The sequence below is a fragment of the Achromobacter sp. JD-1 genome (assembly GCF_038594925.1).
Lineage (GTDB): Bacteria > Pseudomonadota > Gammaproteobacteria > Burkholderiales > Burkholderiaceae_B > Achromobacter > Achromobacter spanius_C.
The window spans coordinates 1-560 of the sequence record NZ_JBCGCS010000107.1; the positions used below are offsets into that span (position 1 = coordinate 1).

General features: G+C 47.9%; 2 tRNA genes. Both read right to left on the reverse strand.

Annotated elements, in window-relative coordinates:
• Nucleotides 1-222 precede the first annotated feature (222 nt).
• Nucleotides 223-298 (reverse strand) — tRNA-Ala (locus tag WBR68_RS31445).
• A gap of 22 nt (nt 299-320) precedes the next feature.
• Nucleotides 321-397, reverse strand: a tRNA-Ile gene (locus WBR68_RS31450).
• Nucleotides 398-560 lie beyond the last annotated feature (163 nt).

Here is a 560-nt window from a genome sequence, read left to right on the forward strand (position 1 = left end):
GTTATTCACCCCAGTCTTGAGAACTTGGAACAAAATAATGCAATCACAACCCGTACTTATCTTCCTCGGCTTGCGCCAAGTACTTAATAAGTACATTTCGTTGTGCTTCTTCCAGATTGTTAAAGAACGAATATAGCTGTTAGGTAAAACCTAACTCATAACACTGACAACAGCGCTATGAGTTAGCCTCTACATCACCACCAGGGCAATTATGAGAATCAATGGTGGAGGTGAACGGGATCGAACCGATGACATCCTGCTTGCAAAGCAGGCGCTCTCCCAGCTGAGCTACACCCCCATATCCTGCATCGCAGAATACTTGGTGGGTCTGGTTGGATTCGAACCAACGACCCCCGCCTTATCAAGACGGTGCTCTAACCAACTGAGCTACAGACCCAAAACCTTCTCGGATCAGTAGTCAGGTAGCTGAAGACCCAGGGAAGAATCCCTCGACCCAAGCCTACAACTGATCCCAGCTATATCAAACAACCGATAAGAGTGGACGCTTAACACGAGCACTTAAGCTCTGAAAGGAGGTGATCCAGCCGCACCTTCCGATA